Here is a 24522-nt window from a genome sequence, read left to right on the forward strand (position 1 = left end):
TGCACAGGCAGGGTTTATCCTTGCGCTTCTGTCAGGCGCTGAAGGGTTGCAATGGATGCGTACCTATCTCATCGGGATTGCCCTGCTGCTGGCCAGTACCGCCACGCTCGGCTCGACCATCTACAAATACACTGACGCCAATGGCGTAGTCACCTACACCGACCAGCGCGTACCCGGCGCCCGGGTATTCGTGTTCAACGACAACATGGTCGAGGACAACGACCGTCAGGTGTACGTGACCACCCGCAAGCATGCGGGTGGCGATACGCTGATAGTGAAGAACGACCTGTACGCACCGGTCGAGATCGAACTGGAGATCACCCGCGCGGAGCATGTGCTCGGCGCCCCCGCCAAACCCATCCGCTGGGTTCTGCCGCCCAGGCAGGAGATCCGACTGCTGACCCTGGCCCCTGACGGTACCGGTACCCCCCGCTACGAACACCGGCTGCGTTACGCGTTGGGTGATCCACGTTCCCGGCATCTGGCCGAGCGTTATCCACTGCCCTGGCGGGGCGGCCCGTTCCGCATGACCCAGGGGCCGGGCGGTCGCTACAGTCACACCGGCCCGAAGGGGCGTTACGCCGTGGACATTGCCATGCCGGTGGGCACGCCGATTGTCGCCGCGCGGGGCGGGGTGGTCATACGCACCGAGAACAGCCAGTCCGGCCGTGGCACCAATCCGGCCGGCAACTTCGTGCGCATCATGCATGACGACGGCACCATGGGCGTGTATCTGCATCTCAAGCAGGGCTCGGTGCAGGTCCGCGAAGGTCAGCGGGTGAGGGCAGGGGACCTGCTCGCCAAATCCGGCAATACCGGCAACAGCACCGGCCCGCATCTGCATTTCGTGGTGCAGAAAAATGTCGGGCTCAATACCGTATCCATCCCATTTGAATTTGCCCAGCCGGTGAACAGCCTGCCGAATTTCGCCGTGGGCGGCGATCGCTGAAAGTTTTCCGGCAGACGCGGGAACTTCAATCCCTGGCCGCAGGTCAGAAGCTCTGAATGGCTCGTCAAGCCCTTCATGCTCCTTGGATGTGATTTAGTGTTGGCAGAATACCGGGTGTCCTTCCTAGCACAGCCCGGTCGTTGAACCCCGAATCTTCCCTCCCCATAGAAGTTCGGGGTTTTTTTATGGCTGCTCGTCAGACCCCTGCGGAGCATCGGGAAACAGCCATTCCTCCAGCACCGCGTGGGCTTCTTCCACGCCCAGCCGCTTCGGCGAAGAGAACAGCTGCACGGTGGCCCGGTTGCCGAATTCGCGGCGGATCCGGTTCTGCACCTTGAGCAACTCGCCCTTGGCGGCACCGAAGGACAGCTTGTCCGCCTTGCTCAGCAGTATGTGCACCGGCAGGCCGGTCCTGTCTGCCCATTCCAGCATCATGCAGTCGAATGGCGAGAGCGGATGGCGGATATCCATCACCAGCACCACACCGACCAGCGACTGGCGGCTCGTGAGATAGGCATCCAGATGTTGTTTCCAGTGCTCCTTCAGTTCGAGCGGCACCTTGGCATAACCATACCCGGGCAGGTCGACCAGTCGGCGCTGCTCGTCCAGCCCGAAGAAGTTGATCAGCTGGGTGCGCCCCGGGGTCTTCGAGGTCCGCGCCAGGCGCGCATGGGTGAGCGTATTCAGGGCGCTGGACTTGCCCGCGTTCGAACGTCCGGCAAAGGCCACTTCCAGGCCCTGATCGGCGGGACACTGGTCAACCTGACTGGCGCTCTTGATGAAATTTGCAGTCTGGCAGAGGATCGCCAGGGGGGTCACTTGGGGCATGGAATATCCGCTTCGGTGGCTTGACGCATTCACGCAAGCCGCAAGCTTAGTATATAATGCGGCAGTTTTATATCGTGACAGTACAGTGCGACAGAATGGCCATTGCGCTGGCTTGCGGCGGTCGATAGCATGGGCGCTTGTCTGTGCCGGCTGGCTGGATTCTGTCCGAGCATACGAGGTGGCTGCCCAGAACGCGGTTGACAAGACCGGACGCAGACCAGCCCTGATATTTTTTAGCCGTAATTGGATTAGCCGATGAATAAATTACTTGTAAGTCTGGTGTTATCCCTCGGTGTGGCCGGTTCGGCCCATGCACTGCAGGGTGATGCCGCTGCCGGTGAAGGGAAAGTGGCTATCTGTACAGCCTGTCATGGTGCAGATGGTAACAGTATGATGCCGAACTGGCCCAAGCTGGCTGGCCAGGGCGAGCGCTACCTGCTCAAGCAGCTGATGGATATCAAGTCGGGCGCCCGGGTGGTGCCGGAAATGACCGGCATGCTGGACAACCTGAACGAACAGGATCTGGCTGACATCGCGGCGCACTATTCCTCGCAGACTCTGGTCGGCGGCGTCGCCGATCCCGAACTGGTCGAGCGCGGCGAAGCCATCTACCGTGGCGGCAACCTGAAGACCGGCCTGCCCGCCTGCACCGGCTGCCACTCGCCTACCGGCCAGGGCAACGACCCGGCTGGCTACCCGCAGCTGGCTGGTCAGCATGCTGACTACACCGCCAAGCAGCTCACCGACTTCCGCGAAGGCAATCGCACCAACGATGGTGATGCCATGGTCATGCGTACCATTGCCGAGCGCCTGAGCAACAAGGATATCCAGGCGGTGTCCCAGTACATTCAGGGTCTGCGCTCGGGCGCCGACCTGTAACGGCTGGTGGTAAAAAAAGGGTGGCCAAGGCCACCCTTTTTTGCGACTGTTTAGAACCCGACGGCAGAGGTCCACGGGAACCTTTCCCCCATCACCATGGCCTGATGGACAGCCAGGACACCTTTGAAACGTGGAGAACCACATGCGCAAGTTGTTGACTATCGGATTGGTCTGGTTGCTGGGCAGCCTGTCACTGGCTCAGGCCCAGGGCACTCAATTCCAGGCGGGCGTCGATTATGTCGAACTGCCCAGCCCGGCACCGACACAGGAACCGGACAGGGTCGAGGTAGCTGAGCTGTTCTGGTACGGTTGCGGTCACTGCTTCACCTTCGAGCCGCTGATCAGCGAATGGAAGAAGGATCTTCCCGAGCATGCGTACTTCCGACCGGTCCCTGCCTTCTTCGGTGGCCCATGGGATACCCATGGCCAGCTGTTCTACACTCTGGAAAGCATGGGCAAGCTCGAAGAGACCCACACCGCGATCTTCCAGGCCATGCACAATCAGGGCGAGCGTCTGGCTGATGTGGATGCCATGGTCAGGCTGCTGAAGCAGTACGGTGTCGATGAAGACGAGTTCCGCAAGACCTGGGCCTCCCCGGGGGTGAAGCTCAAGATCAACCAGGCCAAGCGGCTGGCAAAGGCCTACCGTGCCACAGGCGTACCGACGCTGATCGTCAATGGCAAGTACCGCATCGAAGGCGGCATGGCCGGCAGCTTTGAAAACATGTTGAAAATCGCTGATTATCTTGTGGAACAGGAACGTCCCTGACCGAGGATGCAGTAATGATTGCAGCAGGTAATATTCCATGGCGGCGCTCTACCCAGGGCTCAATGGCGCCGGCCTGTTTGCAGACCAACCCCAACTGGGCGTGCAGCGACGAGGCGCCCGTGCTGCCTGAGGTGCTCAAACTCCTCAGCTTCAACATCCAGGTTGGAATCAATACCCAGCGTTATCATCACTACCTGACCCGTGGCTGGCAGCACCTGCTGCCCCACGCCCGGCGCCAGCAGACGCTGGGTCAGATTGCCCAGCTGCTGAGTGATTTCGATGTGGTTGCCCTGCAGGAAGTGGATGGCGGCAGCATCCGTTCCGGCTTCGTCAACCAGGTCGAACACCTCGCCCGCGAAAGCCAGTTCCCCTTCTGGTACCAGCAGCTGAACCGCAACCTGGGCCGCTTCGCCCAGCATTCCAACGGGTTCCTCAGCCGCTATCAGCCCCAGTTGCTGGAGGACCACAAGCTGCCCGGCATGCTGCCCGGCCGCGGCGCCATTCTCACCAGCTTCGGTCAGGGCCCCGACAGTCTGCTGGTGGTGATGATGCATCTGGCACTGAGTACCCGCACCCGGGCCAGCCAGCTGGCCTATATCCGCGAACGGATCGCCGATCACAGCCATGTGGTGCTGATGGGCGACATGAACACCCACGCCGAAGATCTGCTCGAGCGCTCGCCGCTCAAGGGCAGCAACCTGCATACGGCGAGCCTCCCCGGCACCTATCCGAGCTGGAAGCCGGCGCGGGTACTGGACCATATCCTGCTCAGCCCCAGCCTCGATATCGAGCAGGTGGACGTGCTGCCACAGGCGATTTCCGACCATCTGCCGGTGGCCATGCACATTCGTCTGCCCCCCAGCGTGTGCCGCATACCCGACAACCATCCTGCAGTGCGCTGATGCCGCGACGCTGGCTGCTTCCGCTGCGCCACGCCTGGCTGCTGGCAGCTGCCCTGCTGGCCGGCTGTGCGGGCGGGCTGAAGATCGATACCAGTCACAGCGCAAGGGGTCAGGACAGCAGGGTGCAGTACGTGATAGTGCACTACACCTCGTCCAACGCCGAGCGGGCGATGAATACCCTGACCCGTGGTGAAGTCAGCAGCCATTACCTGATCAACGACGTTCCTCCCACCATCTACCGCCTGGTCGACGAGGATCGCCGCGCCTGGCATGCCGGCGACAGCAGCTGGCAGGGCCGCACCTGGCTCAACGCCAGCTCCATCGGCATTGAAATCGTTCATCCGGGCTATCGGGACACGGACGCGGGCAGGCAGTGGTATCACTGGAACCCCCAGCAGATCGATCAGCTCATCCTGCTGCTGCAGGACATCCTGCAGCGCCACGATCTGCCCCCGGACCGCGTGCTGGGCCACAGCGATATAGCGCCGCAGCGCAAACTCGATCCCGGCCCGCTGTTCCCCTGGCAGCAGCTCGCCGAAGCCGGTGTGGCGATCTGGCCGGACGAGGCCAGGGTGGTCCATTATCAGCACCTGCTGGGCAGCCTGACGCCACCGCTCGCGTGGTTCGAGGCTACGCTCCAGCGCTTCGGCTATGACATCACCGGCCGGGCGGATCAGCCCCAGGCGCTGCGCAACGTGATCGCAGCCTTCCAGATGCGCTTCCGACCAGCCCGACATGATGGCGAGCCGGACCCTCAGACCGCTGCCATCCTTGCTGCGCTGGTGCCCGGCAGCTTCGACGAGATCGGGCGGTTCGGCGAGCTCCACGAAATGACATTCGACAACAACGCACCTTGATCAGGGACTGCCCCATCGCATGCTCAATGGAATCTGGCTGAGTTTCTTCATGGCGGCCTTCGCCGCCGCGCTCTGGCAATGGCTGGGCATGGGCGACAGCGAGGTCTTCGCTCGCCTGGTGGCGGCGCTCTTCGATATGGCACGCCTGAGCGTGGATATCGTGCTGGTGCTGGTCGGCACCATGACCTTGTGGCTCGGGCTGCTGGCCATCGCTGAAAAGGCCGGCCTCATCCGCATGCTGGCCCGGCTGCTGGACCCGCTGTTCCGCCGGCTGATGCCCGGCGTACCCAGCGGCCACCCGGCGTTCGGACACATCAGCATGAACTTTGCCGCCAACATCCTCGGCCTGGATAACGCCGCTACGCCCATCGGCATCAAGGCCATGCATTCGCTGCAGGAACTCAATCCCCGGAAGGACACCGCGACCAATGCGCAGATCCTGTTTCTGGTGCTCAACAGTTCGTCGCTGACGCTGTTGCCGGTGACCATCTTCATGTACCGGGCCCAGCAGGGTGCCGATGATCCCACGCTGGTGTTTCTGCCCATCCTGCTGGCCACCACCGCCTCAAGCCTGGTCGGTCTGCTGGCGGTAGCCCTGATGCAGCGGCTGCGCCTGCATGATCCGGTGGTGCTGGCCTACATGCTGGCCGGCGCGCTGGGCCTGGGTCTGCTGCTGACCGCGCTGGCCGGCATGTCCGCCCAGGCGCTGGCGGCCACGTCGTCGCTGATCGGAAATCTGACCCTGTTCGGCATCGTCATCCTGTTCATCGGCGTGGCGGCGCTGCGCAGGGTTCCCGTCTACGACACCTTCATCGCCGGAGCAAAAGAGGGCTTCAGCTTCACCATCTCGCTGCTGCCCTATCTGATTGCCATGCTGGTGGCCATCGGGGTGTTGCGCGCCAGCGGGGTGCTGGACGCCGGGCTGCAGGGCATCCGCTGGCTGGTCGAGGGGGCAGGCTGGGACACCCGCTTCATCGATGCCCTGCCCACCGCCTTCATGAAACCGCTGTCCGGCAGCGGCGCCCGGGCGATGATGATCGAGACCATGAACAACTTCGGCGTGGACAGCTTCCCGGCGCTGCTGGCGGCCACTTTCCAGGGCAGCACCGAAACCACTTTCTATGTGCTGGCAGTGTATTTCGGCGCGGTGGGCATCACCCGCATCCGCCACGGACTCGGCTGCGCGCTGGTGTCCGACCTGGCCGGGATGCTGACGGCCATCGCGGTCTGCTATTGGTTCTTTGGCTGAAGGCGCGCGCCGCGGCTGCTAAGCTGGGTTCAAGCCCATGACGGAATTGTTGCATGCTTGCCCCGCGTTTCGATCAGTTGCACCGCCAGCCCGGTCCCTTCTTCCTCGCCCTCGGCGGAGCGGGGATGTTCGGCGCGAACCTGTATCTCTACGGCTCCGGCGGACAGTGGATCGGCATCGACTGCGGCCTGGCGCTGGAACCCACTCCCAGCGGTGACAACCGGGTCTCGGTGCCCAGTCTGGAGGCGCTGCGCAAGTACGATATCCAGCTCAGTGCGCTGCTGATCACCCATGGTCACGAGGACCATATCGGGGCCATCCCCTACGTCTGGCGAGAACTTGCCTGCCCGCTGTATGCCAGCCCGTTCACCGCCCAGTTGATCCGCAGCCGGCTGGCTCCGGAACTGACCTGGCCACTGCTGAAGGAGATCAGGCCCCTGCAGCCGATCGGCCTGGGCAACTTCCAGGTCGAGTGGGTCCCGGTAACCCACTCGATTCCGGAGTCCCACGGCATTCTGCTGCAGGCGGCGGGCAAACGCCTTTACCACAGCGGTGACTGGAAGCTGGATCCGCAGCCGCTGGTGGGTGAGCTGACCGCCGAAGGACGGCTGCGCAGCCTGGGCAGAGAAGGAGTGGACGTGCTCATCGGTGACTCGACCAACGCGCCCAGCCCCGGCGCCAGCCGCTCGGAAGCCGCTGTACAGGACGGGCTGTCGGATGTGATCAGGCCCCGCCGTGGACGGGTCATTGTCACCTGCTTCGCCAGCAACCTGGCACGTCTGCACAGTCTGGCGGAGATCGCCATGGACTGCGGCCGCTACGCCGGGTTGCTCGGCCGCAGCCTGGTGCGCATGCAGAGCCACGGCCGTGCCCACGGTTACCTGCGCAGCAGTCCCGGCTTCATCGGCCCCTGGGAGCTGGGCTTTCTGCCGCGGGAGCAGCAACTCTGGATCTGTACCGGCAGTCAGGGCGAGCCGGCAGCGGCACTGGGCCGCCTGGCCGCCGGCAACCACCCGCAGCTGACACTGGATCCGGGCGACACCGTGGTGTTTTCATCACGGCTCATTCCCGGCAACGAAGAGGCCCTGGGTCGCATCAAGCACAGCCTGAAGGTGCAGGGCGTGCACATCATCGATGACGACATGGCGCCCATCCACGCTTCCGGGCACCCACCGCAGGAAGACCTGCGCCAGCTGTATGGCTGGTTACGGCCGCGCCACCTGCTGCCGGTGCACGGCGAGGACCATCACCAGCAGGCGCACATGACCTTTGCCCGGACACTGGGCATCGGCGGGCTGGTACCGCGCAACGGCGAACTGATCGACCTGAGCAACCAGCCAGCCCGGGTCGCCGAACTGCCCTGGGGGCTGCTGGAAGTGGAGCGTTAGACGCTTTCCCTGATCTTCTGCCAGAGCATTCCCAGCGCCAGCAACGGGGCACGCAGCCGGTCGCCGCCGGGAAAGGCCATATGCGGGACCTGACTGAACAGGTCGAAGCCCCGGCTGGCCTGGCCTGTGATGGCCTCGCCGAGAATTCTGGCGGCCAGATGGGTAGCGTTGAGACCGTGGCCGGAGTAGGCCTGTGCGTAGAAGACATTGGGCTGGTCAGGCAGACGGCCGATCTGCGGAAGGCGGTTGGCGCCGATGCCGATCATGCCGCCCCACTGGTAGTCGATGCGCACCTGCTCCAGCTGAGGAAATACCTTGAGCATCTTCGGCCGCATGTAGGCGGTGATGTCCGACGGATCACGCCCGGAATAGTGGCAGGCCCCGCCGAACAGCAGACGGCGGTCGGGGGACAGCCGATAGTAATCAAGCGCCACGCGCTGGTCGCACATGGCCAGATTTCTCGGATTGAGCTCCCGGGCCAGCTCGGCGGACAGCGGTTCGGTGGCAATCAGGTAGCTGCCGGCGGGAATCACCCGGCTCGCCAGCTGCTTCTCGATACCGCTGTGGTAACCATTGCACGCCAGCACCAGCTGGTCCGCGAATACCCGACCCCGGCCGGTGTGCACCGTTATCCGCGATCCGTATTCGATCCGGGTGACGGCCGAGCGTTCATATAACCGGACGCCGAGCGACTGCGCCGCGGCGGCCTCGCCCAACGCCAGATTCAGCGGATGCAGGTGTCCCGAGCCCATGTCGATCATGCCGCCGACATAGCGATCTGAGCCGACCACGGTGTGGATCTGCTCCCGCTCGACCAGCGTCAGTTCGTGACGATAGCCCAGCGACAGCAGATCATCGCGATCAGCCTTGAAATCGTCCATGTGCCGGGGCTTGTTGGCGAGATCGCAGAAACCCCAGGTCAGGTCGCAGTCGATCTGGAATTGCTCGATCCGCCGGCGTACCAGCTCCACCGCCTCCAGACCCATGAGCTTGAGGTCGCGAACGCCGTCGGCACCGATCACATCGGTGAACTGTTCGAGATTGTGACCGACACCGCGGATCAGTTGCCCACCGTTCCGTCCGCTGGCACCCCAGCCGATCCGCCGGGCCTCCAGCAGCACGACCTGCAACCCGCGCTGAGCCAGTTCGATGGCGGTATTCAGGCCAGTGAAGCCGCCGCCCACGACGCAGACGTCAGCCTGCATGTCGCCCTGCAGCTGGCCAGCCTCAAGCCTCCGGTTGCAGGAGGCCACGTACCAGGAATCGGGGTAATCGTCGGTATGTATCGCCAGGCGTGACATCGGGCTACTCGCGGCAGAAAATTCAGAGCGCAGAATAACGGCATTCGAGGGCAGGAAGAAGCCCTCACCGGACCGGCCCGGTGGGTAACCTGTCGACCAATGTCCACCGCCCCGCTGGGCAGAATCTGATATACTTGGCGCCGGCATTCCGCCATCCCGGATTTTTCCTTTTTTCATTGCCATTCCTGTGAACTGTCCATGCGCCCAGCCCGTGCCCTGATTGATCTGTCCGCCCTTCGTCATAACTACCGCCTGGCCAAGCGCCTGTCCGGGTGCCGGGCGCTGGCCGTGGTCAAGGCCAACGCCTATGGCCATGGTGCTCTGGAATGCGCAGCCGCGCTGGCCGACGAGGCAGACGGTTTTGCCGTATCCGCCATCGAGGAAGCGCTGGAGCTGCGCGAAGCGGGTCACCGCCAGCCGATCGTGTTGCTCGAAGGCTGGTTCGAGGCCAGTGAACTTGGGTTGATCTGCCGCCATGATCTCTGGCCGGTGATACATCACCACGGACAACTGCAGGACCTTGAGCAGGCTGATATCGCCCGCCCTCTTCATGTCTGGCTCAAACTGGACAGCGGCATGCACCGTACCGGATTCAGCCCTGCCGAATATCCGCACATCTGGCGCCAGCTGCAGGCCAGCGCCAAGGTGGCAGAGCTGACCAGCATCACTCACTTTTCCCGCGCAGATGAACCGGAAACCGGGCGTACCGAACAACAGCTGGACGTCTTTCGTCAGGCCACCTCAGGGCTGCAGGGCAATACCAGCCTGTGCAATTCCGCCGGCGTGCTGGCCTGGCCCCAGGCACATGGGAACTGGGTGCGCCCCGGCATCATGCTGTACGGCGCTACCCCGTTCGCCTTCGCGCAGCCACAGGCGGCAGACCTCAGACCGGTGATGCAGCTGGACTCCCGGGTGATCGCGGTGCACCAGATCGGCCCCGGCGAGCCCGTCGGTTACGGGTCGCGCTTCACCACCCGCCGGGCCAGCCGCCTGGGTCTGGTGGCCATGGGGTATGCCGATGGGTACCCCAGGCACGCCGTGGACGGCACGCCGGTCCTGGTAGACGGTCAACGTACCGCCCTGGTCGGCCGGGTATCCATGGATATGCTGACGGTGGATCTGACCGACCTGCCGGCCAGTGGCCTGGGCAGCCATGTACGGCTGTGGGGCACCGGCCTTGATGCAGGGGAGGTGGCCAGCCACGCCGGCACCATTTCCTACCAGCTGTTCTGCAACCTCAACCGGGTGCCACGCCATTATCAGGAGTGACTGACAGTCTTCCCGAAAAGGACGGCGTAGCGCCCTCTGACGCAGCGTTGAAGATAACGAACGGCCGTGCAACAATATCGTCACCCGTTCGCCCTGATCCGTTCAGTTGACCTCCCGGAGGACCCCGACCTTGGATGTTGGTGCCCGACTGAAAACCATACGCAAGCTCAAGGGCCTGTCCCAGCGCGAGTTGGCCAAGCGCGCAGGCGTCACCAACAGCACGATTTCCATGATCGAAAAGAACAGCGTCAGCCCTTCGGTGAGCTCACTGAAGAAGGTGCTGGGAGGCATTCCCATGTCGCTGGTGGAATTCTTTTCCCTCGATACTCCGCAGGCCCGCCAGCGCAAGGTCATCTACCGTGCCGACGAATTGCTGGATATCGGTAGCAACAAGGTGATCATGCAACTGATCGGCAAGGATCATCCCCGTCGTCAGCTGTCCTTCCTGCGCGAAGTCTATCCGCCGGAGGCCGATGCCGGGCCGGATATGCTCTGCCACGAGGGGGAAGAGGCCGGGCTCGTCGTGCGCGGCCGCCTGGAGCTCACCGTCGGTGAGGAAGTACACATTCTCGATACCGGCGACAGCTATTACTTCGAGAGCAGCCTGCCGCACCGTTTCAACAATCCCTTCAACGAGCCCTGTGAGCTGGTGAGCGCAACCACACCGGCCAATTTCTGATAGGACGCCGCGTCAGTAGTTCGGTGGATAGTTGCCGAGAATCCGCGCCATCCGCTCATGCATCTCCCGGCTCCGTTCGATGGGTGACATGCGGTCGTCGACCCGCTGACTGTCGCTGCCCCGCCATACCAGGCGGCCATCGCGCCTATCCATGAGGTCCAGCTGTACCGTCATTACCTGGTAATCCACCGTGCGGGTCTGGGTGTAGCCCGGTCCGCCCCAGTAGGGCCCCCAATACCCCCAGGCGCCGCCATGGTGGGTAGTGATGTTATCCCGGCGCATTTCGACCACCACCGACGCCCGCACCTGCAGGTCCGCCGCAGCCGGGTCCGTCGCCGGCCGCAGACCACGCACGTCCAGCTGGGCGGCTACCGCCTCCTCGACCCGCTGGGTGGTCAGGTCGCTCACCAGTCGCGGATCATCGGGCGCATAGGTGACCGAGGGTGTCGCCCAGGCCCAGGTCTGGTATTGGCCGAAATCCCGGTTGAGGTCGAAATCCGCCCGCGGTCCGGTGGTCTGACATGCGCCGAGGAACAGCACCACGGACAACAACATCGATAAACGAAACATGGCAACCTCTGCGAAATATGGCGGTCTATGACATCAGACTGCCCTGATAAATGTTGGTTCTATGGTAACCGCCGCGTGCGGAGGCCATAAGGGGAGATATCAGCGGCGGTGGATAACGACAAAGAACAAAGGAGTCAGCCCAGATGCGAACAGTGAAGAAGATCGCCCTAGCCACCGCAACCGTCAGCGCCCTCACGCTGGGGTCGATGTCCGTTTATGCCGCCGACGGCGACATGAGCCGCCAGCTGACCGAAGCCCGCCAGGAAGGCTCGGTATGGACCGCCTTCGCCCTCAACCGGCATCTCAGTCCCTTCGCCATTGACGTTGATATAGAAAACGGTGTCGCCACGCTCACCGGCGAGGTCGAGTCGGATGTCGAACGGGATCTGGCCGAACAGGTCGCCCTCGGCGTCGAGGGCGTGAACGAAGTGGACAACCAGCTGCGAGTCAGCGGTGAAGGCGCCCAGCGCACCGCTGACGGCGACCGCACTTTCTCGGATCGCTTCAACGATGCAACTACTACCGCAACGGTGAAGTCCAAACTGCTGTGGAACCGCAATACCGAGGGTCTCGATATCAAGGTCAGCACCCGCAACGGCATTGTCACCCTGGAGGGACGCGCCGGCAGTGAGGCCGCCAGCGAGCTGGCAGAGCGCCTGGCCCGCAATACCGAAGGCGTGCGCCGAGTGGAGAACAACCTTACGGTCAGCGCTGAAGGCGGCACCGCGGACAAGGCCCGGGATCGGGTAGATGATGCGGGCGGGGCGATCAGCGATGCCTGGATCACCAGCAAGGTGAAATCCAGTTTCCTGTTCAACAGCAGCCTGGACGGCCTGGACATCTCGGTCGATACCAAGGAGGGACAGGTGACCCTCAGCGGTCAGGTCGACAACGACGCGGAGAAATCACTGGCCGTGGAGATCGCCGAGAACATCCGCGGGGTACGCACCGTCAATGCGGACAACCTGCGGATCAGCGGAACCGAAAGCTGACAATCGACACATTCCGATTTCTGACAACCGAGGAGAACCACCATGCTGAGCTGGGCCATTACCTTCCTGATCATTGCCATCATCGCTGCGGTTCTGGGCTTTGGTGGTATCGCCGGCACCGCCACGGGTATCGCAAAGATACTGTTCGTCGTGTTCCTGGTGCTGTTCATCGTGTCCTTCGTCATGGGACGCCGTCCGCGACTCTGACGCTCATCGGCAATAGACAACGCCCTATCCGCCATCCCAGATGGCAGATAGGGCGTTTTCCGTTATGGCTGCGACCTTGAGTCACTTGCCCGCATCAACCCGCAGCGTTTAGGCTTGGCAGCCCGTTCTCCAGGAGTGGCATCGTGAGGATTACCGTCTGGGACCTGCCCCTGCGTTTGTTTCACTGGTTGCTGGCAGCAGCCGTTGCCGGTGCGCTGATTACCATCAATCTCGGTGTGAGCTGGATCGAATGGCACGCTCGGTTCGGCCTGGCCGTGGTCGGCCTCATTGCATTCAGGTTGGTGTGGGGTGTGGTCGGCTCGACCCATTCGCGTTTCGCCAGCTTTGTTCCCACGCCCAGCGCAGTTGCTTCCTACGTCCGCGGCCACTGGCGGCAGCCGGGTCATAACCCGTTGGGCGCACTGTCTGTCTATGCGATGCTCGGGCTGTTCGGCTTCCAGGCCGTGAGCGGACTGTTCACCACCGATGAGATAGCTTTCAGCGGCCCGCTTACCCGTGCGGTATCGAGCGATCTGGTCGCCACCCTGAGCCGGCTCCACCGTCAGACCGAGTGGTGGCTTTACCTGCTGCTGGGGTTGCATGTGCTGTCGATAATCGTGTACCGGCTGCGCGGCATAAAGCTGGTCGGGCCGATGATTCATGGCCGGAAGGAGGTGGATCAGACGGTACCCCAGCCCCGCGGGGGCGGTGTGCTGGCTTTCATCATTGCGGTGGGCATTGCCGCGGCCGCTGTGTGGCTGGCCAACGGCAGCTGGATTCCGGTGCCGCCACCGGCCCCGGCTCCAGCCTGGTAACGCAGGTGCGGGCACGGCCCGCACCGCTACGCATCAGTCCATGCGGTACTTGTCGTGGCAGCCCTTGCAGCTCTGTCCTACTGCGGCAAAGGCAGTCCGGATGGCACCCTGATCATCCGCTTCGGCCGCGGCTACCAGCTCACCGGTGGCCCTGCTCAGATCACCCGAAAGCTTCGCGACGTCATCGAAATTGTCGAACATCTCCGGTTTGACCCGGGTGGTCTGCGAGCCGACCTGCCTGTCGGTGCCCGGCCCGTAGAGGGCGCCCATGCCCGAGTTGGCAATGGCGTTCAGGGTGTTGGCTGCAGCCAGGATCTGCTGCTGGTCGTAGGCAACGCTCTGGTCGATTACCTGGGCCTTGATCTTGCCCATGTTCCAGGACATGTAGCTGTAGCCCGCCTTGCGCAGCTTGATCTGGTCTTCCGGGGACACCGCCGCCTGGGCGGTGAAACTGACGGCAGCCACAGCAACGGCCAGCGCTCCGGCCAATACGGATCTCATCACTTGAAGTGCTCCTTGTCTTGTGGATATCCGGCAGCGCAGCGCTGCCGGCCACTGGTATAGCGGGCAGCACCGGAAAAGACCAGTGACCAATGGTAGCAGGGTGTTACTCTGCGCTCGCCACAGCGACCGGAGCCGCTTCGCTGAGGGTGTTGAAGGCGATATGGGTACTGGGAAAGACATTGACCACCAGCGTGCGCAGCCAGTCCGTATCGGCAAGCTGATCCATCACCGGGCCCTTCACCTCCGCCAGGTGCACATCGATGCCCTTTTCGTGGAGCCCCAGACTCAGCTCGCCGAGCATGTCCAGCCCGGTACTGTCGATATGATTGACGGCCGACAGGATAAGCAACAGGTGGCGAGTGTCCGGGTAATCGCACAGCGCCTGGAAGATGGCCCGCTCGATGGCACGGGTATTGGCGAAGAAGATGTTCTCGTCAATGCGCACCGCCAGCAGCTGCGGCTCGATCTCCACCAGGTGGCGCCGGGTATTGCGGAAATACTGGGTGCCGGGAACCCGTCCCACCACTGCCACATGCGGCCGGCTGCCACGCCAGAGCTGGGTGACGATGGACAGGCCGACGCCCAGTACTATGCCCCCTTCGATACCCAGCAGTACCACCCCGGCCGCCGTGGCGACCAGTGTAGCGCCCTCGCGGCGGTCATATCGCCAGGTCCGCCGCAGCCCGGCCACATCAATCAGCGGCGCGACAGCAACCAGAATGACCACCGCCAGTACCACCAGCGGCAGGGAGGCGAAGACCGGCGCAATGGTCATCAGGATCAGCGCCAGCACCGCCGCCGACACGACCCCCGCCAGCGGGGTATTTGCTCCCGCCTCGATATTCACTCCCGAACGGGAAAATCCGCCGCAGACGGCAAACCCGCCGGTCAGTGCGGCGCCGATGTTGGCGGTACCCAGCCCCAGCAGTTCGCGATCCGGGTCGATGCTCTGGCGCTTGCGTCGGGCCAGGGACTGGGCGATGGAAACGCTCTCGACAAAGCTCACCAGGCTGATCAGGGCAGCCGGCAGCATAAGCATGCCGAGGGTCTCCAGCTGCGGCGTGTTCCACACCAGCGAGGGCAGGCCGGCGGGCAGGCTGCCAACCACCGGTACACCCTGCTCGGCCAGATCGAAACCCACGGTCAGCAGCATGCCGACGGCGACCACCAGGATCGGTGCCAGGCGCGCCAGTACCCCGGCCACCGCCTGGTTCACCCCCAGGGAATGCAGGTGGGCTGCCAGCCGCGTGCGGGCATACAGCAGCCAGGCCAGCGCCAGCAGCCCCATGGCGAGCGCCAGCCCACTGCCGGGGTGCCATTGTTCGACCAACTGTGCCGGCGTGGTCGGCATGCGGTCCATGCCCAAGAGATGCGGCAACTGGCTGAGCAGGATGAGCAGCGAGGCGCCACTGATGAACCCGCTGATTACCGGGTGGCTGAGAAAATTCGCCAGAAAGCCCATGCGCAGCAGCCCGAGCACGAACAGCAGCACGCCGGACATCAACGCCAGCCAGATTGCCAGCTGCAGATATTCGGCACTGCCGATGCTGGCCATCGGCGCCAGCAATGCAGCCGTCATCAGTGCAGTGACCGCCACCGGTCCCACCGACATGCTCATGCTGCTGCCGAACAGGGCATAGCCGATCAGCGGCAGCAGACTGGCGTACAGTCCGATCTGCACCGGCAGACCGGCCAGCATGGCGTAGGCCATGCTCTGGGGGATGATCATGATCGCGGTGACCACGCCGGCCACCAGGTCACCACTCAGCCACGCCAGCCGGTAGTTGCGCAGCCAGGCCAGCCAGCCATCCCCTCCGGGGGGCAGTAATCGGGGGTTGTCCCTCATGCGTGCTTCCCGATCATCAGCATTGTTCTCGTCACCCCCATACCACTGCGAATGCTATTGGCCACCGGCATCAAACGATCTGTCAGTGTAGCCCCAGCGGCTGTGGGGTGGCCAGAATGGCACGGCTCACTGGAGCGGGGCGGCCGGATCGGGGATACTCGACAGACGTTCATTACGAGGGACCCTGTATGGCATCGCACGCTTTCGATCTGACCGGCCGCACCGCCCTGGTTACCGGCGCCTCCAGCGGCCTGGGCGCCCATTTCGCCCGTACCCTGGCCGACGCCGGTGCGCGGGTGGTGGTCACCGCACGCCGAATCGACAGACTCGAATCCCTGGTCAGTGAGCTGCAAGCGAGGGGCTGTCAGGCGCTGGCCATTCCCATGGACGTGACCGAGGCGGACAGCGTCAACGCCGCCTTCGATCAGGCCGAGCAGCAGTGGGGCATCATCGATATCCTCGTCAACAACGCCGGAATCGGCGACCCGGTGATGTTTCTCAACATGACCGAAGGCAACTGGCGCAGCATGCTGTCCACCAACCTGGATGGCGCCTGGCGGGTCGCCCATCGCGCCAGTCTGGCAATGGCCAGGGCCGGGCGGGGCGGCAGCATCGTCAACATCGCCTCGATACTCGGTCTGCGAGTGGGCACGGCGCTCAGCCATTATGCGGTGGCCAAGGCCGGCGTGGTGCAGCTGACCAAGGCCATGGCGCTGGAGCTGGCGCGTAATGACATCCGCGTCAATGCCATTGCCCCGGGCTATTTCCGCACCGAGATGAACACCGATTACTTCGACACCCAGCAAGGTCAGGACTATATCCGCAGCAAGGTTCCGATGCGTCGCCTCGGTCAGCTGGAAGAGCTGGACGGGCCGCTGTTGTTGCTGGCCAGCGAGGCCGGATCATTCATCACCGGGACCATCATCAATGTGGATGGCGGGCACCTGAGCAACAGCCTCTAGGGCAGCACCGATCAGCGCAACGCGGCCAGCACCGGCGCGGTATCAGGCCGCACACCGCGCCACAGCAGGAAAGCTTCAGCGGCCTGCTCGACCAGCATGCCCAGACCGTCCAGACAGCGGGCCGCACCCTGACGGGCGGCCCAGCGGTTGAAGACGGTGGCCTCGCTGCCGTACATCATGTCGTAGCACCAGGTATGGCCGGTGCTGATCAGGCTCGGGGCCAACGGCGGCAGCTCCCCATCAAGACTGGCCGAGGTGGCGTTGATGATCAGGTCCACCGACTCCTCTATCCAGTCGAACCCCGCAGCGCTGATCGGCCCCCGGTCGCGGAACAGCATGGCCAGCTGCTCGGCCTTCTCCACGGTGCGATTGACCACGCACAACTGGGCCGGCATCGCCTCCAGCAGCGGCTGGATCACCCCCCGCGCGGCCCCGCCGGCGCCTACCAGCAGGATGCGCTTGCCCCGCAGATCGAAGCCGGCGTTGTGCTGAATGTCCCGGACCAGCCCCTTGCCATCGGTGTTGTCTCCCAGCAGCCGACCGTCTTCCAGACGTTGTACGGTGTTCACCGCGCCGGCCAGTTCTGCCGCGGCGGTACGGCTGTCCACCAGCTGCCAGGCCTGCTCCTTGAAGGGTACCGTGACATTGACCCCGCAGCCCTGGTCGAGAAAGCCGCGCAGCGTGCCGGCAAAATCATCCAGCGGTGCCAGCAGCGCTTCATAGGTCAGCTGCTCACCGGTCTGCTCGGCAAACATGCGATGAATCAAGGGGGATCTGCTGTGGCTGATCGGATTGCCGATCACGGCGTACCTGTCCATTACTGCTCCTCCTGCAACCAGTCACGGGGCGGCAGGAACTCCTCCACCAGTCGCGCCTCGGCACTGCCGGGCTCCGGCTGCCAGTTGTAGCCCCAGCGCACCGTTGGCGGCAGGGACATGAGAATGGATTCGGTACGCCCACCGGACTGCAGGCCGAACAGGGTGCCCCGGTCCCAGACCAGATTGAACTCCACATAGCGGCCGCGGCGATATTCCTGAAACGCCTTCTGCCGCTCGTCCCAGGGCGTGTCCCGGCGCCGTTCGACGATGGGCAGGTAGGCTTCCAGATAGGCATCGCCGATCGCCCGCATGAAGGCAAAACAGCGTTCGAAGCCCCACTCGTTGAGGTCATCGAAGAACAGTCCGCCGACGCCCCGCGCTTCCTGGCGGTGCCTGAGATAGAAATAGTCGTCGCACCATTTCTTGTAGCGGGGATAGACGTCGTCGCCGAAGGGCGCGCAGGCGTCCCGGGCGACCCGATGCCAGTGGATGCAGTCTTCCTCGGTGGCGTAGTAGGGCGTCAGATCGAAACCGCCGCCGAACCACCAGACCGGATCGGCGCCTTCCTTTTCCGCAACGAAGAACCGCACGTTGGCGTGGGAAGTGGGCACATGGGGATTGTCCGGGTGCATCACCAGCGACACGCCCATTGCCTGGAAACCACGGCCGGCCAGCTCCGGGCGGTGCGCAGTGGCCGAGGGCGGCATGCCTTCGCCATATACATGAGAGAAGCCGACGCCGCCCTTTTCCAGCAGCGCGCCGTTTTCCAGAATGCGCGAACGCCCACCGCCGCCGCCCGGCCGCTGCCAGTCATCCTCGACAAACCGGGCGCGCCCATCCGCCTGCTCAAGGGCCGAGCAGATGCGGTCCTGCAGGTTCATCAGGTAGTCCTTGACGGCGGTGATGTCGGCGGCGGGTATGGTGTTCACGGTTACCTCTCAGGCGGGGCGGATGACGGTATCGGTCTGCAGATCCCGGATGATACTGGGATTGCGCTGCGGACCCAAAGATCCACCCACTATAGCGTCCAGCTGGCCGTGGAAGTACTGCTCCACCCGCAGGCGGGTGCGGGCCGCCGGCCGGCCGGCGGGGTTGGCGGAGGTCGAGACCAGCGGACCACAGGCACTGCACAGCTGGCGCACCAAGGGGTGGGCGCTGACCCGCAGGGCAACGGTGGCATGATTGCCGGTGATCCAGTGGGGCAGCCGGCCCTGGTGCGGCACCAGCCAGGTGTTGGGGCCGGGCCAGGACAGCTGCAGCTTGGCGAACTGCGCCTGGGGCAGGTCCCATAACAGGAAGTCGAACTGCTGAATTTCGGCCGCGACCAGAATCAGCCCCTTTTCCATCGGCCTGTGCTTGAGCCACAGCAGGCGCTGCACGGCCTCGGCATCCAGCGGGTGGCAGCCCAGCCCCCACACCGCTTCGGTGGGATAGGCGATCACCCCACCGGAATGGATCACCCGTCTAATCTGTCCCAAACGCCAGTCTGCCAGCATGCTGCCCCCGTTTATCCGCGAGTGGCGACATTAGCCGAGCCGTCGCCGGCACTCAAGCAGGGTTTGCGACAGTTCTGCAATAACCCTGCGGGGTGTGTCGTACATGGCCATCCAGTTCCAGCTCCATCAGCCCCTGCAATACCTGATGGATCGGCAGATCAGCCTGACTGGCCAGCCAGTCGGCGGTGACCGGATCATAGCCGAGCCAGCGCCACAGCGGGTGCTTCACCACTGCGCTCGCCGGCTCCTCCGTCTGCTGCAATGCGGCTTTGAGCGGCAGCCTGAGCGCCTGCAGTACGTCCTGCACCGTTTCCACCAGCGTGGCACCATCGCGCAACAGCCGGTGGCAGCCACGGGCCTGGGGGTTGTGTATCGAACCGGGCATGGCGAATACCTCGCGGTTCTGCTCCATGGCCAGCCGCGCGGTGATCAGCGAGCCGCTGTTCAGGCTGGCTTCGACCACCAGGGTGCCCAGGCTCAGCCCACTGATGATGCGATTGCGCAGCGGGAACAGACCGGCGTGGGGACTGGTCTGCGGCAGCTGTTCGGAGACCAGCGCGCCGCCGTTCGCCACGATGTCGTCCGCCAGCCTGCGGTGGCGACGCGGGTAACAGTTGGCCAGCCCGGTCCCCCATACCGCGATGGTCTGGCCGTGGGCGTCCAGCGCACCCTGGTGGCACGCGCCGTCAATGCCCAGCGCCATGCCGCTGGTGACCGTCAGACCGTTCTCGGTGAAGCTGCGGGCGAAGGCGCGGGCAGTGGACGCACCATGGGGACCGGGATGGCGGGTGCCGACCATGGCAATCTGCGGATCGGACAGCAACGCCGGGTTACCCTGAACGAAGAGCACCAGCGGCGGATCGCTGATCTGTCTCAGCAATGCCGGGTAGAGGGGGCTGTCGAGCGTCAACAGGTGACAGCCGGGCTGCTCCAGCCAGGCCAGGCTCTGGTCGATGCCGCGCTGGATGCGCTCGTCGCCCTGCTGGCACCTGACGATAGCGTGCTGGATGCGTGCACCCACCCCCAGCGCACTGAGTGAAAGCAGATCACTGTCGAGCAACGCAACGGGATCGGCGACCTGCTCGAGCAGTTCACGCCGGGACGCCGGACCCAGCCCCTCCAGCAGGCTCAGGGCCAGCCAGGCCTGACGGCGATCGTTCAGGTCGAGGGACATGGCAGGTTATCCGGGGCAGGCGGGGAAGCAGGACGCCACCCCGGGAGGGTGGCGTCCGGATGGGTCAGGGGTTGCGGACCTTGTCCATGATCGCCAGCTGGCGCTGGGCGTTGAGCACGATACCGTAGCTCATGCGGTCGTAGACACGGAACACCATCAGCAGACCGGCGCGCTCATCGGGCAGACGCACCCGCTCGTTCTGGATGCGGTCACGCACCAGCTCGCCGGTCTTGTAGATCGCCAGCACGTTGCCTTCCTTCAGGTTGTCCCGGGCACCCTTGTTGAGAATGACCACGTCGTACTGGCCGATCTGGGTCACGCCGTTGGGAACGTCGAGGATCAGTCCGTCGATGTCGTTCTCGGGATCACTGGGGAAGAAGGTAGACGACACCGCACGCTCTTCGGTTTCCAGCAGCCGATCACCGATGCGTACTTCCTGACGGCTGCGGCTGACCATCAGGGTGGCGATGTCGCGCTCGGTGCTCAGCACCTCGGCGTTGCCGATTTCCTGGGCGTGGATGCCGAGAAACTCGCCGGTCTGCGGGTCGGTATAGGTCTTGCCGCGACGGTACAGACCATATGCATTGATGTTCGGGTCCACCTCGCCACGGGCATAGACCCGGTTGCCGGCCCCTGCCACCACGCTTTCCGCCTCGCCGCCGATCACATACGGCGCAGCCTCCAGTTGCTCGGCGTCATCCATGATGCGACCGGCATTGAGGAAGGCGTTGATCGCTTCCAGCGGGATGGTCTGAATGGCTTCTGCCATCGGCGTGGAACGCACGCTCGGGGACAGCTTGATGGTGCCACCCTGCCCGCGGTTGACGGTCAGGCGCGGTTGCCCGTCGATATACACCAGGGAGATGATGTCGCCGGGGTAGATGAGATGGGGGTTGTTGATCTGCGGGTTGGCGTGCCAGATTTCAGGCCACTTCCACGGCAGATTGAGAAAACGGCCCGCGATGCCCCACAGGGTATCGCCCTTGACTACCTCATACCGTTGCGGGTGATTATCCTTGAACACCGACTCCTGCGCCTGTACAAGAATGCTCAACGAGAGCAGCACCAGGCCGAGTAATGTTTTCCTCATGACACGAATCCCTTTATTATAGAGGTCAGCACCCAGGTCCCAGCCAACACCGGCATGCGGACCAGCTATACTTCCAAGCTGCCTGCATATTAGCAGCACCTTTCATTCCAGTTCTACAAGTGCATCACAAACCGACATGGCCATACTGAATATTCTCGAATTTCCCGATCCCCGACTGCGCACCATCGCGAAGCCGGTCACCGTGGTTGACGACCGCATCCGCCAGCTGGTGGATGACATGTTCGAAACCATGTACGCCGCGCCGGGCATTGGTCTGGCCGCGACCCAGGTGAACGTGCATGAGCGGGTGATCGTCATCGATCTGTCCGAAGATCACAGCGAACCGCTGGTGTTCATCAACCCGGAGCTGGAAGTGCTCACCGACGAGCTGGACGAGATGCAGGAAGGCTGCCTCTCGGTTCCCGGTTTCTACGAAACGGTGACCCGCCCGGACCGCGTGCGGGTCAAGGCGCTGGGTCGTGACGGCGAACCCTTCGAGATGGTCTGCGAAGGCCTGCTGGCGGTATGCATCCAGCACGAGTGCGATCACCTGAACGGCAAGCTGTTCGTGGATTACCTGTCCAACCTCAAGCGGGACCGTATCCGCAAGAAGCTGGAGAAGCTGCACAGGGCCCAGGCCAACGCCTGAACCCGCCTGCCTGAAGGCTTGCCGCGGCAAGCCTTTTTCTTTACTGGTTGGATGTAGTCCTGATGAAAAGCACTGATCTGCGCATCGTCTTTGCCGGAACGCCCGAGTTTGCCGCGGCCCACCTCCAGGCGCTGCTGGATGCCAAACTGAATATCGTCGCGGTATATACCCAACCGGACCGACCCGCCGGGCGGGGCCAGAAGCTGACCCCCAGCGCTGTCAAGAAGCTGGCCTTGCAGCATGGTCTGCCGGTGTACCAGCCGCAGACCCTGCGCGCACCCGAGGCCCAGGCCGAGCTGGCTGCCCTTGAGGCCGACCTGCTGGTGGTAGTTGCCTACGGCCTGATTCTGCCCCAGGCGGTGCTGGATCTGCCGCGGCTTGGCTGCATCAACAGTCACGCGTCGCTGCTGCCCCGCTGGCGCGGTGCCGCGCCGATCCAGCGCGCCATCGAAGCCGGGGACAGGGAGACAGGCGTCACCGTGATGCAGATGGAGGCAGGGCTGGATACCGGCCCCATGCTGCTCAAGAGCCGTACCCCCATTGGTATGGATGAAACCGGCGGCAGCTTGCATGACCGCCTGGCCGAGATCGGCCCGGTGGCGGTCCTTCAGGCGATAGAGGGGCTGGCAGCAGGCACCCTCGAGACCGAGGTTCAGGATGACAGCCTGGCCACCTACGCGCACAAGCTGAGCAAGGCAGAGGCCCGCATCGACTGGGCACGGCCGGCAAGGGAGCTGGCGCTGATGATCCGCGCCTTTAACCCCTGGCCGCTGGCCCATGCCGGCTGGCAGGATCAACCCCTCAAGGTCTGGGCCGCCACGGTCGAGGAGGGCAGCGGCCACCCCGGGGAAATTCTCGACTGCAGCAGGGAAGGCCTGCTGGTGGCCTGCGGTGAACAGGCCCTGCGCCTGACCCGCCTGCAGCTGCCGGGGGGCAAGCCGCTGCCGTTCAGCGACCTCTACAACGCCCGGCGCGATCAGTTCAGCCCCGGCCAGCTGCTGGACAACGGCCGGTGAGCCCGCGGCTGGCGGCAACCCATGCGCTGGCGGTGGTCATGGCCGGCAAGGGTTCGCTGGGCAGCAGCCTGCCGGCCCAGCTGGACAGGGTGCCAGCTCGTGACCAGGCACTGGCCCGCGAGCTGGCGATGGGCACAACGCGCTGGTTCCACCGCCTTCAGGGGCTGGCCGATCAACTGTTGCAAAAGCCTCTGCGTGCCGCCGACCGTGATCTTCAGGCTCTGTTGCTGGTCGGCATGTACCAGCTGCTGTACACCCGGATTCCCGCCCATGCCGCCATTGCCGAGACGGTCGATGCTGCCGTCAAGCTGAAGAAACCCTGGGCCAAGGGGATGCTCAACGCGGTGCTGCGCCGCGTCCAGCGTGAAGGGTCGGCGCTGCTGCCCGGGCTGGAGCATGACCCGGTGATCCGCGTGAGCCATCCGCGCTGGCTGCAGAAGCGGCTGAAGGCCGATTGGCCGGAACACTGGGAAGCCATCTGCGCCGCCAATAATCTCCATCCGCCAATGACCCTGCGGGTCAACCGGCTGCAGGGGGAGCGTGACGCCTACCTTGCGCGCCTGAACAACGAGGGTATTGAGGCCAGCGCCTGCGGTTTCAGCGCCGACGGCATCACCCTGGCCGCACCGAGGGACGTATACCAGTTGCCGGGCTTTGCCGAGGGCGCGGTCAGCGTTCAGGACGAGGCGGCCCAGCTGGCGGCCCCCTTGCTGGAACTCAGACCCGGCCTCAGGGTATTGGACGCCTGCTGCGCCCCCGGCGGCAAGACCTGCCATATTCTCGAGCTGGAACCCGGCCTGCAGGAGCTGGTCGCGCTGGATCTGGAGCCGGCCCGGCTGGCCCGCGTGCAGGAGAACCTGCAGCGGCTGCAGCTCGAGGCTACACTCAAGGCCGCCGACGCCCGCCGGCTGGACAGCTGGTGGGACGGCCAGCCGTTCCAGCGCATCCTGCTGGACGCCCCCTGCAGCGCCACCGGTGTCATCCGCCGCCATCCGGATATCAAGCTCACCCGGCAGGCGGACGACATCGCTGCGCTGGCGGCGCTGCAGGGCGAACTGCTGGATCAACTGTGGCAAACCCTGGAGGTTGGCGGCATCCTGGTATACGCCACCTGTTCTGTCCTGCCGGAGGAGAACACCCGAGTGATCGAGGCCTTCCTTGCGCGCCAGGGCGGTGCGCGCCAGCTACCGATCACTGCGGAATACGGTGTGGAGCAACCCTGCGGTCGCCAGTTGCTGCCGCAGCCCAAGAGACACGATGGATTCTATCTGGCGAAACTGGTGAAGCTGGACAAGGGCCGTATCGTCGGATAA

General features: G+C 64.0%; 26 protein-coding genes. 16 read left to right on the forward strand and 10 right to left on the reverse strand.

Annotated features, from left to right (window positions below; genetic code table 11):
- Nucleotides 1-55 precede the first annotated feature (55 nt).
- A complete protein-coding gene (locus IEW63_RS09985) occupies nt 56-949 on the forward strand; it encodes a peptidoglycan DD-metalloendopeptidase family protein (RefSeq protein ID WP_188636478.1) in 894 nt (297 codons plus the stop codon).
- A 183-nt stretch (nt 950-1132) separates the two neighbouring features.
- On the opposite strand, the gene yihA is transcribed toward IEW63_RS09985, so the two are convergent.
- Nucleotides 1133-1777: a ribosome biogenesis GTP-binding protein YihA/YsxC gene (gene yihA, locus IEW63_RS09990; RefSeq protein WP_188636479.1), complete on the reverse strand. Its 645-nt coding sequence runs from the start codon at nt 1775-1777 to the stop codon at nt 1133-1135.
- A 255-nt stretch (nt 1778-2032) separates the two neighbouring features.
- Here yihA and IEW63_RS09995 point away from each other — a divergent pair, with 255 nt between their 5' ends.
- From IEW63_RS09995 to IEW63_RS10020, 6 genes are all read left to right on the forward strand, one after another.
- Nucleotides 2033-2656, forward strand: coding sequence for a c-type cytochrome (locus IEW63_RS09995; protein ID WP_188636480.1), 624 nt, complete (start codon nt 2033-2035; stop codon nt 2654-2656).
- Between the two features lie 142 nt (nt 2657-2798).
- Nucleotides 2799-3425 carry a thiol:disulfide interchange protein DsbA/DsbL gene (locus tag IEW63_RS10000; RefSeq protein ID WP_188636481.1) on the forward strand — a complete coding sequence of 209 codons (627 nt, stop codon included), beginning with the start codon at nt 2799-2801 and terminating at the stop codon, nt 3423-3425.
- 14 nt (nt 3426-3439) lie between these two features.
- Nucleotides 3440-4327: an endonuclease/exonuclease/phosphatase family protein gene (locus IEW63_RS10005; protein ID WP_373288222.1), complete on the forward strand. Its 888-nt coding sequence runs from the start codon at nt 3440-3442 to the stop codon at nt 4325-4327.
- Complete coding sequence (locus IEW63_RS10010; RefSeq protein WP_188636482.1) at nt 4327-5184, forward strand: N-acetylmuramoyl-L-alanine amidase; 858 nt, start codon at nt 4327-4329, stop codon at nt 5182-5184. Before IEW63_RS10005 ends, IEW63_RS10010 begins: the two co-directional genes overlap by 1 nt.
- 19 nt (nt 5185-5203) lie before the next feature.
- Complete coding sequence (locus IEW63_RS10015) at nt 5204-6433, forward strand: spore maturation protein (protein WP_188636483.1); 1230 nt, start codon at nt 5204-5206, stop codon at nt 6431-6433.
- A gap of 53 nt (nt 6434-6486) precedes the next feature.
- Complete coding sequence (locus IEW63_RS10020; RefSeq protein ID WP_188636484.1) at nt 6487-7821, forward strand: ribonuclease J; 1335 nt, start codon at nt 6487-6489, stop codon at nt 7819-7821.
- On the opposite strand, the gene IEW63_RS10025 is transcribed toward IEW63_RS10020, so the two are convergent.
- Nucleotides 7818-9122, reverse strand: a complete 1305-nt coding sequence (locus tag IEW63_RS10025; protein ID WP_188636485.1) for an NAD(P)/FAD-dependent oxidoreductase — start codon at nt 9120-9122, stop codon at nt 7818-7820. The genes IEW63_RS10020 and IEW63_RS10025 overlap by 4 nt on opposite strands.
- Nucleotides 9123-9320: 198 nt before the next feature.
- On the opposite strand from IEW63_RS10025, the gene alr reads away from it, so the two are divergent.
- Both alr and IEW63_RS10035 read left to right on the forward strand, forming a co-directional pair.
- Nucleotides 9321-10391, forward strand: coding sequence for an alanine racemase (gene alr / locus IEW63_RS10030; protein WP_188636486.1), 1071 nt, complete (start codon nt 9321-9323; stop codon nt 10389-10391).
- 130 nt (nt 10392-10521) lie between these two features.
- Nucleotides 10522-11070, forward strand: coding sequence for a cupin domain-containing protein (locus tag IEW63_RS10035; RefSeq protein ID WP_188636487.1), 549 nt, complete (start codon nt 10522-10524; stop codon nt 11068-11070).
- 12 nt (nt 11071-11082) lie between these two features.
- Here IEW63_RS10035 and IEW63_RS10040 read toward each other — a convergent pair whose 3' ends face one another.
- Nucleotides 11083-11640 carry a DUF4136 domain-containing protein gene (locus tag IEW63_RS10040; protein WP_188636488.1) on the reverse strand — a complete coding sequence of 186 codons (558 nt, stop codon included), beginning with the start codon at nt 11638-11640 and terminating at the stop codon, nt 11083-11085.
- A 143-nt stretch (nt 11641-11783) separates the two neighbouring features.
- Between IEW63_RS10040 and IEW63_RS10045 the strand changes: the two genes are divergently transcribed.
- The 3 genes from IEW63_RS10045 (at nt 11784) to IEW63_RS10055 (ending at nt 13654) form a co-directional block, all read left to right on the forward strand.
- Nucleotides 11784-12632, forward strand: coding sequence for a BON domain-containing protein (locus tag IEW63_RS10045; RefSeq protein ID WP_188636489.1), 849 nt, complete (start codon nt 11784-11786; stop codon nt 12630-12632).
- A 42-nt stretch (nt 12633-12674) separates the two neighbouring features.
- Entirely contained in the window at nt 12675-12839 is a 165-nt protein-coding gene (locus tag IEW63_RS10050; protein WP_188636490.1) for a DUF1328 domain-containing protein, read from the forward strand.
- Between the two features lie 143 nt (nt 12840-12982).
- Nucleotides 12983-13654 (forward strand): cytochrome b/b6 domain-containing protein, encoded by a 672-nt coding sequence (locus tag IEW63_RS10055; RefSeq protein ID WP_229710443.1) that lies wholly within the window; start codon nt 12983-12985, stop codon nt 13652-13654.
- A gap of 33 nt (nt 13655-13687) precedes the next feature.
- On the opposite strand, the gene IEW63_RS10060 is transcribed toward IEW63_RS10055, so the two are convergent.
- Together IEW63_RS10060 and IEW63_RS10065 are read right to left on the reverse strand one after the other, a co-directional pair.
- Nucleotides 13688-14155 (reverse strand): c-type cytochrome, encoded by a 468-nt coding sequence (locus tag IEW63_RS10060; RefSeq protein ID WP_188636491.1) that lies wholly within the window; start codon nt 14153-14155, stop codon nt 13688-13690.
- Between the two features lie 106 nt (nt 14156-14261).
- A complete protein-coding gene (locus IEW63_RS10065; protein ID WP_188636492.1) occupies nt 14262-16004 on the reverse strand; it encodes a SulP family inorganic anion transporter in 1743 nt (580 codons plus the stop codon).
- 188 nt (nt 16005-16192) lie between these two features.
- On the opposite strand from IEW63_RS10065, the gene IEW63_RS10070 reads away from it, so the two are divergent.
- Nucleotides 16193-16966, forward strand: coding sequence for an SDR family NAD(P)-dependent oxidoreductase (locus IEW63_RS10070; RefSeq protein ID WP_188636493.1), 774 nt, complete (start codon nt 16193-16195; stop codon nt 16964-16966).
- An 11-nt stretch (nt 16967-16977) separates the two neighbouring features.
- Here the strand turns inward: IEW63_RS10070 and aroE are convergent, their stop codons facing one another.
- The 5 genes from aroE to IEW63_RS10095 all read right to left on the reverse strand — a co-directional run bounded on the left by aroE (nt 16978) and on the right by IEW63_RS10095 (nt 21544).
- Nucleotides 16978-17784: a shikimate dehydrogenase gene (aroE, locus tag IEW63_RS10075; protein ID WP_188636494.1), complete on the reverse strand. Its 807-nt coding sequence runs from the start codon at nt 17782-17784 to the stop codon at nt 16978-16980.
- The gene (hemF, locus tag IEW63_RS10080; RefSeq protein WP_272872595.1) at nt 17784-18689 is read right to left on the reverse strand and encodes an oxygen-dependent coproporphyrinogen oxidase; all 906 of its coding nucleotides are present in this window, start codon (nt 18687-18689) and stop codon (nt 17784-17786) included. The genes aroE and hemF overlap by 1 nt, the downstream gene beginning before the upstream one ends.
- 33 nt (nt 18690-18722) lie before the next feature.
- Complete coding sequence (gene tsaC, locus IEW63_RS10085; protein ID WP_188636496.1) at nt 18723-19280, reverse strand: L-threonylcarbamoyladenylate synthase type 1 TsaC; 558 nt, start codon at nt 19278-19280, stop codon at nt 18723-18725.
- A gap of 52 nt (nt 19281-19332) precedes the next feature.
- Nucleotides 19333-20454, reverse strand: coding sequence for a DNA-processing protein DprA (dprA, locus tag IEW63_RS10090; protein WP_188636497.1), 1122 nt, complete (start codon nt 20452-20454; stop codon nt 19333-19335).
- A gap of 64 nt (nt 20455-20518) precedes the next feature.
- Nucleotides 20519-21544 (reverse strand): LysM peptidoglycan-binding domain-containing protein, encoded by a 1026-nt coding sequence (locus IEW63_RS10095; RefSeq protein ID WP_188636498.1) that lies wholly within the window; start codon nt 21542-21544, stop codon nt 20519-20521.
- A 136-nt stretch (nt 21545-21680) separates the two neighbouring features.
- Here IEW63_RS10095 and def point away from each other — a divergent pair, with 136 nt between their 5' ends.
- The 3 genes from def (at nt 21681) to rsmB (ending at nt 24522) form a co-directional block, all read left to right on the forward strand.
- Nucleotides 21681-22193: a peptide deformylase gene (gene def, locus IEW63_RS10100; protein ID WP_188636499.1), complete on the forward strand. Its 513-nt coding sequence runs from the start codon at nt 21681-21683 to the stop codon at nt 22191-22193.
- A 62-nt stretch (nt 22194-22255) separates the two neighbouring features.
- Nucleotides 22256-23209 carry a methionyl-tRNA formyltransferase gene (fmt, locus tag IEW63_RS10105; protein WP_188636500.1) on the forward strand — a complete coding sequence of 318 codons (954 nt, stop codon included), beginning with the start codon at nt 22256-22258 and terminating at the stop codon, nt 23207-23209.
- Nucleotides 23206-24522, forward strand: coding sequence for a 16S rRNA (cytosine(967)-C(5))-methyltransferase RsmB (gene rsmB / locus IEW63_RS10110; RefSeq protein ID WP_188636501.1), 1317 nt, complete (start codon nt 23206-23208; stop codon nt 24520-24522). Before fmt ends, rsmB begins: the two co-directional genes overlap by 4 nt.

The sequence above is a fragment of the Halopseudomonas pertucinogena genome, assembly GCF_014646575.1.
Classification (GTDB): Bacteria; Pseudomonadota; Gammaproteobacteria; order Pseudomonadales; family Pseudomonadaceae; genus Halopseudomonas; species Halopseudomonas pertucinogena.

What these genes read in the sequence shown, in the direction of transcription:
- IEW63_RS09985 (WP_188636478.1), top strand. Translation starts at nt 56, where the DNA reads ATGCGTACCTATCTCATCGGGATTGCCCTGCTGCTGGCCAGTACCGCC.
- yihA (WP_188636479.1), bottom strand. Translation starts at nt 1,777, where the DNA reads ATGCCCCAAGTGACCCCCCTGGCGATCCTCTGCCAGACTGCAAATTTC.
- IEW63_RS09995 (WP_188636480.1), top strand. Translation starts at nt 2,033, where the DNA reads ATGAATAAATTACTTGTAAGTCTGGTGTTATCCCTCGGTGTGGCCGGT.
- IEW63_RS10000 (WP_188636481.1), top strand. Translation starts at nt 2,799, where the DNA reads ATGCGCAAGTTGTTGACTATCGGATTGGTCTGGTTGCTGGGCAGCCTG.
- IEW63_RS10005 (WP_373288222.1), top strand. Translation starts at nt 3,440, where the DNA reads ATGATTGCAGCAGGTAATATTCCATGGCGGCGCTCTACCCAGGGCTCA.
- IEW63_RS10010 (WP_188636482.1), top strand. Translation starts at nt 4,327, where the DNA reads ATGCCGCGACGCTGGCTGCTTCCGCTGCGCCACGCCTGGCTGCTGGCA.
- IEW63_RS10015 (WP_188636483.1), top strand. Translation starts at nt 5,204, where the DNA reads ATGCTCAATGGAATCTGGCTGAGTTTCTTCATGGCGGCCTTCGCCGCC.
- IEW63_RS10020 (WP_188636484.1), top strand. Translation starts at nt 6,487, where the DNA reads ATGCTTGCCCCGCGTTTCGATCAGTTGCACCGCCAGCCCGGTCCCTTC.
- IEW63_RS10025 (WP_188636485.1), bottom strand. Translation starts at nt 9,122, where the DNA reads ATGTCACGCCTGGCGATACATACCGACGATTACCCCGATTCCTGGTAC.
- alr (WP_188636486.1), top strand. Translation starts at nt 9,321, where the DNA reads ATGCGCCCAGCCCGTGCCCTGATTGATCTGTCCGCCCTTCGTCATAAC.
- IEW63_RS10040 (WP_188636488.1), bottom strand. Translation starts at nt 11,640, where the DNA reads ATGTTTCGTTTATCGATGTTGTTGTCCGTGGTGCTGTTCCTCGGCGCA.
- IEW63_RS10045 (WP_188636489.1), top strand. Translation starts at nt 11,784, where the DNA reads ATGCGAACAGTGAAGAAGATCGCCCTAGCCACCGCAACCGTCAGCGCC.
- IEW63_RS10050 (WP_188636490.1), top strand. Translation starts at nt 12,675, where the DNA reads ATGCTGAGCTGGGCCATTACCTTCCTGATCATTGCCATCATCGCTGCG.
- IEW63_RS10060 (WP_188636491.1), bottom strand. Translation starts at nt 14,155, where the DNA reads ATGAGATCCGTATTGGCCGGAGCGCTGGCCGTTGCTGTGGCTGCCGTC.
- IEW63_RS10065 (WP_188636492.1), bottom strand. Translation starts at nt 16,004, where the DNA reads ATGAGGGACAACCCCCGATTACTGCCCCCCGGAGGGGATGGCTGGCTG.
- IEW63_RS10070 (WP_188636493.1), top strand. Translation starts at nt 16,193, where the DNA reads ATGGCATCGCACGCTTTCGATCTGACCGGCCGCACCGCCCTGGTTACC.
- aroE (WP_188636494.1), bottom strand. Translation starts at nt 17,784, where the DNA reads ATGGACAGGTACGCCGTGATCGGCAATCCGATCAGCCACAGCAGATCC.
- tsaC (WP_188636496.1), bottom strand. Translation starts at nt 19,280, where the DNA reads ATGCTGGCAGACTGGCGTTTGGGACAGATTAGACGGGTGATCCATTCC.
- dprA (WP_188636497.1), bottom strand. Translation starts at nt 20,454, where the DNA reads ATGTCCCTCGACCTGAACGATCGCCGTCAGGCCTGGCTGGCCCTGAGC.
- IEW63_RS10095 (WP_188636498.1), bottom strand. Translation starts at nt 21,544, where the DNA reads ATGAGGAAAACATTACTCGGCCTGGTGCTGCTCTCGTTGAGCATTCTT.
- def (WP_188636499.1), top strand. Translation starts at nt 21,681, where the DNA reads ATGGCCATACTGAATATTCTCGAATTTCCCGATCCCCGACTGCGCACC.
- fmt (WP_188636500.1), top strand. Translation starts at nt 22,256, where the DNA reads ATGAAAAGCACTGATCTGCGCATCGTCTTTGCCGGAACGCCCGAGTTT.